Origin of the sequence: Corallococcus sp. 4LFB (genome assembly GCF_046520365.1) — a bacterium.
Taxonomy (GTDB): domain Bacteria; phylum Myxococcota; class Myxococcia; order Myxococcales; family Myxococcaceae; genus Corallococcus; species Corallococcus caeni.
Genome location: NZ_JBKGHJ010000404.1, coordinates 1 through 7,766, shown reverse-complemented (window position 1 = coordinate 7,766; position 7,766 = coordinate 1). Strand labels below are relative to the sequence as shown.

The window sequence follows — 7,766 nt, the reverse complement described above, 5'->3', positions numbered from 1 at the left end:
CGCGGGCGCGAAGGCCTCCGGGCCACGCCGTCGCTGGCGGCCGCCGCCCAGGTGCTGCCGGCGGAGGACGTCCCGGCCGCCGAGGCGAAGGTGAAGGTGCTGGAGAAGGAGCTCGTCACCGCGAAGGCGGTGGATCAGCTCCAGTTCAAGGTGGACGAGCTGTCGTCGCTCATCTTCGAGGCGGACTCGAAGCTCAAGGGCGGCGAGGGGCTCAAGGCCGCCATCGTGGAGGCGGAGGCCGCCTGGCGCGCGGCGCCCTCGCCGGAGTCGCTGGGCCTGCCAATGGACATCCTCTCGCGCGTGAAGCGCTACCCGAAGGCGGTGGCGCGGCGGGACGAGGCGCTGGCGCGGCTGGAGACGGACCGGGATCCGGAGCTGGAGGACGCGTCGCTGAGGGTGCCGCCGCTCACGAAGAACCGCGTCTTCTGGGGCGGCCTGGGCGCGGGCGTGCTCTTCATGGGCCTGAGCGTGGGCCTGGGCATCGTCGCGGCGCAGCCCCTGTGGCGCTACCTGGCGTTGCTCAACATCCCCGCCTTCTTCGCCGCCGCGCTGATGGCGTGGCGCTACGTGGACGACCTGCAGGCGGCCACGCGCAAGGGCTCCAAGGACAACCGCAAGGACGCGCGGCACAAGAAGATCCTTGACGAGTTCGAGGCCGAGGACGCGCCGGTGCGCATGGCCATCAAGGCCCTGAACCTGGAGACCTACGAGGAGATCCCCGGCGCGCTGGAGCAGAAGGACCTGCTCGGCATCCGGCTGGGGGAGCTGCAGACGCAGCTGGAGGAGTACGAGGCCTCCGCCGAGTACCAGGGCGCCTGCGCGACGGGCAGGAGCTGCGCGCGCAGCAGGAGGAGCTCAACGCGGAGCTGTCCGCCAAGGGCACCTACGTGCGCGACCTGCGCGAGGTGGAGCGCGAGCTGTCCCGGCTGAAGGAGTCCATCGCGCTGGCGAAGGCGCCCCCGGTCCAGGTGGCCGCGGCCCCGGGCCAGGCGCCCGTGCCGGTGGATCCGCTGGAGGACCCCTCCCCGCTGGTGCTGTCGCAGGCCGCGGACGTGCTCACGTCCGACATGCTGTCGGTCCAGGCGCTCATGAAGGACCGCTGCGTGCAGTACCTCACCGCGCTCACGGACCGGCGCTACCAGGGCGTGGAGTGGGACCGCGACGGCAACGCCTTCCTGCTCGCGCAGAACAGCCGCATCCCGGTGGGGGAGCTGTCGCCGAAGGACATCGACCTCTACTACCTGGCGCTGCGCATGACGGTGGTGGAGAAGACGTGCGCCCGGGTGAAGCGCCCCTTCATCCTGGACGACGTGCTGACGGGCGTGGACGAGGCGAAGCTGCCCCTCGTCGCCCGCATGCTCAAGCACCTGGGCACGCTCACGCAGGTCCTGCACGTCACCGCCCACCCCGGCTTCGGCCAGATGTCGGACGGCACCGTTAACGTCTAGCCGCCGCGAAGAAGTGCTTGGGGCGGCGGGGGCGGGATGGCAACGCGGCGGGACGTGGGGAACGTGGCGGAGGCGGAGGGCGTGCGCCTGCTGGAGTCGCAGGGCTTCCGGGTGGTGGCGCGCAACTGGACGTGCCGCTACGGGGAGCTGGACATCGTGGCGGAGCAGGGGGAGCTCATGTGCTTCGTGGAGGTGCGCATGCGCTCCACCGCGGCCTGGGGAGACCCCTCGCACACCGTGTCCTTCGCCAAGCAGCGCCGGGTGGTGAAGGCCGCGCTGCACTATCTCTTCCAGAACGGCATCGACGGGCGCATGGTGCGCTTCGACGTCATCTCCGTCGTGGGCCAGGGCGAGCACGCCCGGGTGGAGCACCTGCCCGCCGCCTTCGACGCTGGCATGTAAAGGAATCCGTCCTTGGCTGGAACGCTCTACCTCGTGGCCACGCCCATCGGGAACCTGGGGGACGTCACCGCCCGGGCCCTGGAGACGCTGCGCACCGTGGGCTTCCTCGCGTGCGAGGACACCCGGCACTCGCGCATCCTCCTGGACCACTTCGGCATCACCGGGAAGGATCTGGTGAGCCTGCCCGCCTTCGCGGAAGGCCAGCGCGCCGGGCGCATCCTGGACCGCCTTGAAGCGGGGGACGACTGCGCGCTCATCACCGACGCGGGCAGCCCCGGCATCAGCGACCCGGGGGAGAAGCTGGTGGCGGAGGCGCTGGAGCGCGGCCTGAAGGTGGAGCCGGTGCCCGGGCCCACGGCCCTGGTGGCCGCCCTGAGCGCGTCGGGGCTGCCCACCGGGCGCTTCCACTTCCTGGGCTTCCTGCCGCGCAAGGGGCCGGAGCGCCGGGCCATGCTGGATGAAGTGGCCCCCCTGTCCGCCACCTGCGTCCTCTACGAGTCCCCGCGCCGCCTGGCGGAGACGCTGGCCGACCTCCAGGAGGCCTGGGGGGACCGGCGCGCGTGCGTGGCGCGCGAGCTGACCAAGCTGCACGAGGAGTTCGTCCGGGGCCCGCTGTCCACCCTCGTCGCGCGCTACTCGGGCGAGGAGACCCGGGGCGAGGTGGTGGTGCTGGTGGAGGGGCGCACCGGCGAGCAGCGCTGGAGCGAGGACGAGCTGCGCCGGGCGCTGGAGGCGGGCCTGGCTCGCGGCGAGAAGCTCAAGCCGCTGAGCACGGAGCTGGCCCGCCGCGCGGGGTGGCCCGGCCAGGAGGTGTACCGGCTGGGCCTGGGGCTGAAGCAGCGGTAGGCGGGGCCCGCCGCTGCCTCATGCGCGGGCCCTCAGAAGCTGAAGGTCGCGCCCAGGTCGAAGCGGAACGTGGTGCTCTGGATGGCCCGGAAGCGGCGGGACACCGTGTCGTAGCGCCAGTCGAACGTGGGGTTCAGCTCCGGCGAGCCCGGGGCGGTGTCCACGGTGCCGTCGCCGTTCAGGTCCTGGCCAATGGCCTCGGTCGTGAGCAGGTGGTCCGTGTTGTAGAAGAAGTTGCCGGAGGCGCGGATGGTGAAGGCGTCCGCGGCGCGGGCGGTGACGCCGAGCTGGCCACCCACCTGGAGGTAGTCATCGGAGGTGAGCAGCTTGCGCAGCGCGGAGCTCAGCTCGTTGTAGTACCGGCCGCGGCCCACGTAGTTGCCCAGCAGGCGCAGGTCCAGGGTGAACTTCTGGCTCTTCGCCGCGTTCTCGAAGGGCACCAGCTCCATGCCGAAGGTGAGGGCCGTCTGCGAGGGGGCATGGATGCCCGTCTCCTGGCGGGTCCACGGGTCCTTGTAGCAGTTGCCCGGAGCGCCCAGGTTGGGCGGGTTGGCGCCGGACTGGTCGCAGTTGGAGTAGGCGCCGGGGCCGCGCACCGGGATGGTGTGGGACGCCTTGAAGTACGGCTCCGCCACGCCCATGCGCCGCGAGAAGGACGTGTAGAGCTGGTACTTGTGGACGCGGTCGCCCACGTTGCCGCGGTCGCCATCCGGGTCCGTGTTGTCCAGGCTCGGGTCGCGCTGCTTGGCGGTGGGCGCCTCGTAGTCGATGCCGACAATCCACGTGGGCTTGGTGTCGTCCTTCTCCTGGTTGAAGAAGGCGTACGCCAGCCCGAAGTGCACGTTGCCCAGGCCGCCCCGGTAGCTCTCCTGGGGCACCTGGAACAGCCGGCCCACGCAGCCCTCGGCGGAGTAGGGCGAGCCGTCCGCGTTGAAGCAGCTGTTGGTGATGGTCGAGTTGCGCTGGTTCGTGCCGGACACGAAGTTCCAGGTCTCGTTCTGCTGGAAGACGATGGGCAGCTTGAAGCTGAACTCCAGGTCCTTCCAGAGGCCGAAGGCCACGGCCAGGTTCAGCCGCGCGTCCACGCCCTTGTACCAGAGCTCGTTGACCTCCCGCACGTCGGTGGCGCCAGGGCCACCGAGCTGCTCGCGGACGATCTTCGCGCGCGTCTGCGTGCGCTCGAAGCCCACGTCCAAGAAGAGGTCGAACGGATCATCGTCCTCGAACGAGGAAGCAATCCGGGTGATGTCCGCCGCGCTGGCGGCGAAAGGCACGCCCAGCGTCAGCGCGGCGATGACGGCGCGAAACCTGTGCATCCACTACCTCCGACGACCACGGCCCAGGCCTGCCAGCTAGCCGTGCCGTCGGAGGAGTGTCAAGAAATGGGTGGGCCTTACTTGCCCGCCACGGGCGTCCCGAGCAGTCCGTCCAGCCGCTGGACCTCGGTGTCGAAGGCGCCCTTCTGGGCCGCCGCCAGGGACGCGCGGTAGGTCTTGTGCTGGTCGAAGGGGTCCAGGACCCGGTTTTCGCCCAGCATGAGCTGGTAGTGCAGGTGGGGGGCGAAGGAGTGGCCCGTGTTGCCGCTCTGGGCCAGCACCTGGCCCGCGGACACGCGCATCCCGGCCTGGACCGTGCGGGGCAGCTCCGACAGGTGCAGGAAGAGGGCGCGGCGGCCCTTGCCCCCGGACTCCACCAGCTCGATGCAGTTGCCGTTGCTGCCGAAGTTCCAGTTCTTGCGCTTGATGACGCCCGCGAACGGGGCCCGGACCGTCGTGCCCACCGGGGCGCGGAAGTCCACGCCCTTGTGGCCGCGGCCGTCGCGCAGCAGGGAGGTGATCTGCTCGTAGCTGTCGATGGGCGACTTCTCCATCCGCAGCTCCAGCTCGTCACCGTTGGGCAGGTAGTAGTGGGCGTTCGGCTCACCCGCGGGCGTGAAGCGGTAGGCGCGGTGCGTCTGGCCCGTCTTGCCGCTCACGAAGCGCACCGCGTACACCAGCGGCTCCTCGTTGGGGCGGCGCTGGTAGAGCACGTCCAGCGTGTCCCCCCGGAGGATTTCGCCGGGGACGCGCACCCACCACACCAGCGTGCGCGTCACCACCTGGGCCAGGGCGGGCCCCACGGTGGAGTCGGAGGCCTGGACGAGCGCCGTCTCCAGCGGGCCCTCGATGCGGACGGACGCGCGCTCCAGGCCGGCGGCCTTCACGGGGTCGGTGGGCGCGGGCGGGGCCACGGGGGCCTGGGCCACGGTGCCGGCGTCCAGCGCGGTCACGGTCTGCGAGGCGACGTCCATGGGGACATCCGCCATGCGCTGTTTCCACCACCACACGCCACCCGCGGCCGCGCCGAGGATGACGGAGACGGCAACCACCGGTCCGAAGGGATTGCGCTTCGGTGGTCCACCGAGGGTGGGAAGATTCGGCCGCATTCAGGCTCCCTGAGGGTAAGAAGGTACGCGGGGGCCGAAACCGCTGGCGAACAGGCGATATTTCGGCGCCCCGGGGCTACTCGTCCGGGCCGTCTTCCTGACCGTCCGGGGTGGTGTCTCGCAGGCCGAACTCCTTCATCTTCGTCTGGAGCGACTTGCGACTGATCTGCAGGAGGCGCGCGGCGCGCGTGACGTTGCCGCCCGTCTCCTCCAGCTTCTTGACGATGAGGTCCCGCTCCAGCTCCGCGGCCTTCATGCGCACGATGTCCTTGAGGCCCACCTCGCCCACGGGCACGTCCAGCGTGCCCAGCGAGGCGGCGACCTGCGCGCCCGCCTGCACGCCCGCTCCCCCGCGCACCGGCTCCGGCAGGTCCCTGGCGGTGATGTGGGGGCCGTCCGCGAAGAGCAGCACGCGCTCGATGAGGTTCTCCAGTTCGCGGATGTTGCCCGGCCACGCGTACGCCTGGAGCAGCGCGAGCGCGTCGTCGGCGATGCCTTCGATCTTCTTGTGGAGGCGCCGGTTGTACTTGTCCACGAAGTGCTGGGCGAGCATCGGGATGTCGCTGCGGCGCTCGCGCAGCGCGGGCAGCACGATGGGCACCACGGCCAGCCGGTAGTACAGGTCCTTGCGGAAGCGGCCCGCTTCGATCTCCGCCTGGAGGTCGCGGTTGGTGGCGGCCACCAGGCGCACGTTCACGCGCGTCGTCTTGATTCCGCCCACGCGCTCGAACTCGCCCTCCTGGAGCGCGCGCAGCAGCTTCACCTGCATCTCGACGGGGATTTCGCCAATCTCGTCCAGGAAGAGGGTGCCCTCGTCGGCCAGCTCGAAGCGGCCCGGCTTGGAGGTGACGGCGCCGGTGAAGGCGCCCTTCTCGTAGCCGAACAGCTCGCTCTCCAGGAGCGTGGCGGGGATGGCGGCGCAGTTGATCTTGATGAACGGCTTGTCGCGGCGGCTGGACGCGCCGTGCAGCGCGGTGGCGATGAGCTCCTTGCCCGTGCCGCTCTCCCCGGTGATCAGCACCGTGGAGGGCGTGTCCGCGACCTTGTCGATGATCTTGTAGACGTCTTGAATCGGCGGTGACTCGCCGATGATGGCGGAGCGCGCCTTGTGATCCGCGCGCACGGAGCGCTTGGCGCTCTCGTTCGTCTTGGCGGCCTTGGCCACGACGGAGGACAGCTCCGCCTGGTCGAAGGGCTTGGTGATGTAGTCGAACGCGCCCGCCTTGATGGCCTCCACGGCGGAGTCCACGGTGCCGTGCGCGGTGATGATGATCACCGGCACGTCCGGGTTGGCGGCGCGCACGGCGGCGAGCACCTCCATGCCGCCCAGCTTCGGCATCACCAGGTCGGTGACGACGATGTCCGCGCCGTTCTTGTGGAACTCGGCCATGCCCTGCTCGCCGTTCTCCGCCACGGTGACGTCGAACCCGTCGCGGCGCAGCAGGGCGGCCAGCACCTTGCGCAGGTTCGTTTCGTCGTCGATGACCAGGACCTTGGCCATAAGCCTCCGCGTGGAAGGGGACTAACGGCGCGCCGGGGGAGCGGCGGGAGCGGCGCCTTCCAGCGTGCAGATGGCGTCCGGGTGCTTGATGCGCAGCAGCAGCGACTCCAGCACGCGGAACGGGTGGTTCATCTTGCTGGCGCCCAGGTAGGCCGCGACCATGTCCATGGCCACCGCCAGGTCCATGTTCTCCCGGCCCGTGGACACCACCACGCCCGACTCGCCGCGCAGGCGGTTGGACTGGTAGACGCCGTCGGACGCGAGCTGGCTGATGGTCTGGATCTCCAGCACGCCCGTCTTCTCGTAGATGCGGTGCAGCTGCGAGTACAGGCGCGGCGACAGCACCACGGCGTAGGGCCCGAAGTGGCCGGCCTCGTTGAGCTTGCGCGTGGCCTCCACGATGGTCTGGAAGCCGCCGCCCGGCGCCGTCCAGTCCCCCAGCGTGGCGGTGAGCCGGCCGTTGGCCGTCATCAGGCCCTCGTAGCCCAGGCGCTGGTCGCCGTAGAAGATGAGCTCGTCTTCCTGCTGCGCGCACAGCGCGGCGGCGCCGGCGGCGGCGGACACGTCCAGCGGCATGTTGTGCGTGCGCGCGGCCTCGATGTCCCGCCAGTGCAGCAGGAAGTCCTTGTAGATGATCGGGATGGTCTTGAACTTGCGCACGTCGGTGAAGACCATCGCGGTCTCCTGCTCCCCGACGATGTCCACCGCGCCCGGGGACACGCCCTGGAACTCGTCGTAGGCCACGGTCTGCACGCCCGCGCCCAGCGGCCCGTAGATGTCCAGGATGCGGCGGCCCACCAGCGACCGGCGCGCCACCTGGATCACCGTCTCGTTGAGGCGCGCCCACTCCTCTTCGCGCAGCGGGTTCTCGGCATGTCCAAGGAAGTCAGGCATCGGTGTCTCCGTCACGAGCGGCGGCAGAGGAGGGGAGGGAAGGGCGAAGGCGAAAGGGGTTCAGCGACCGCCACCGGAGCCGCCGCCACCGCGGCGCAGGCTGCCGATGGTGAGGGGATGGCTGTTGGCGGAAGGCGGCGGCGCGGGGACGCCGTAGATGAGGCGCTGGGGCGGCAGGTTCGTCAGGGGCTCGGCCGTCAGGCGGCCCACCGAGGGCGGAGCCTGGGTCACCACGGGCGAGGGCGGCGCG

At 70.6% G+C, this 7,766-nt stretch carries 7 protein-coding genes and 2 pseudogenes; 4 read left to right on the top strand and 5 right to left on the bottom strand.

The genetic code is table 11. The features are described from left to right. From ACLEQD_RS32040 to rsmI, 4 genes and pseudogenes are all read left to right on the top strand, one after another. Nucleotides 1-930, top strand: a pseudogene (locus ACLEQD_RS32040) (hypothetical protein); the annotation flags it as partial. Then, entirely contained in the window at nt 888-1,448 is a 561-nt protein-coding gene (locus ACLEQD_RS32035; protein WP_410389296.1) for a hypothetical protein, read from the top strand. The pseudogene ACLEQD_RS32040 and the gene ACLEQD_RS32035, both read left to right, overlap by 43 nt. 36 nt (nt 1,449-1,484) lie before the next feature. Continuing rightward, the gene (locus tag ACLEQD_RS32030; RefSeq protein WP_338264220.1) at nt 1,485-1,850 is read left to right on the top strand and encodes a YraN family protein; all 366 of its coding nucleotides are present in this window, start codon (nt 1,485-1,487) and stop codon (nt 1,848-1,850) included. Between the two features lie 12 nt (nt 1,851-1,862). Further along, entirely contained in the window at nt 1,863-2,696 is an 834-nt protein-coding gene (gene rsmI / locus ACLEQD_RS32025; RefSeq protein WP_171421593.1) for a 16S rRNA (cytidine(1402)-2'-O)-methyltransferase, read from the top strand. A gap of 32 nt (nt 2,697-2,728) precedes the next feature. Here rsmI and ACLEQD_RS32020 read toward each other — a convergent pair whose 3' ends face one another. The 5 genes and pseudogenes from ACLEQD_RS32020 to ACLEQD_RS32000 form a co-directional block, all read right to left on the bottom strand. Further along, nucleotides 2,729-4,012: a hypothetical protein gene (locus tag ACLEQD_RS32020; RefSeq protein WP_410389295.1), complete on the bottom strand. Its 1,284-nt coding sequence runs from the start codon at nt 4,010-4,012 to the stop codon at nt 2,729-2,731. Between the two features lie 77 nt (nt 4,013-4,089). After that, a complete protein-coding gene (locus ACLEQD_RS32015) occupies nt 4,090-5,121 on the bottom strand; it encodes a M23 family metallopeptidase (protein ID WP_410389294.1) in 1,032 nt (343 codons plus the stop codon). Nucleotides 5,122-5,197: 76 nt separating this feature from the next. Beyond that, a complete protein-coding gene (locus ACLEQD_RS32010; RefSeq protein ID WP_171421590.1) occupies nt 5,198-6,622 on the bottom strand; it encodes a sigma-54-dependent transcriptional regulator in 1,425 nt (474 codons plus the stop codon). A 21-nt stretch (nt 6,623-6,643) separates the two neighbouring features. Further along, complete coding sequence (gene encA, locus ACLEQD_RS32005; RefSeq protein WP_410389293.1) at nt 6,644-7,516, bottom strand: encapsulin nanocompartment shell protein EncA; 873 nt, start codon at nt 7,514-7,516, stop codon at nt 6,644-6,646. Nucleotides 7,517-7,576: 60 nt separating this feature from the next. Beyond that, a pseudogene (locus tag ACLEQD_RS32000) lies at nt 7,577-7,766 on the bottom strand (ferritin); the annotation flags it as partial.

Coding starts and splice junctions, on each gene's coding strand:
- ACLEQD_RS32030 (WP_338264220.1), top strand. CDS start 1,485: ATGGCAACGCGGCGGGACGTGGGGAACGTGGCGGAGGCGGAGGGCGTG.
- ACLEQD_RS32020 (WP_410389295.1), bottom strand. CDS start 4,012: ATGCACAGGTTTCGCGCCGTCATCGCCGCGCTGACGCTGGGCGTGCCT.
- ACLEQD_RS32015 (WP_410389294.1), bottom strand. CDS start 5,121: ATGCGGCCGAATCTTCCCACCCTCGGTGGACCACCGAAGCGCAATCCC.
- ACLEQD_RS32010 (WP_171421590.1), bottom strand. CDS start 6,622: ATGGCCAAGGTCCTGGTCATCGACGACGAAACGAACCTGCGCAAGGTG.
- encA (WP_410389293.1), bottom strand. CDS start 7,516: ATGCCTGACTTCCTTGGACATGCCGAGAACCCGCTGCGCGAAGAGGAG.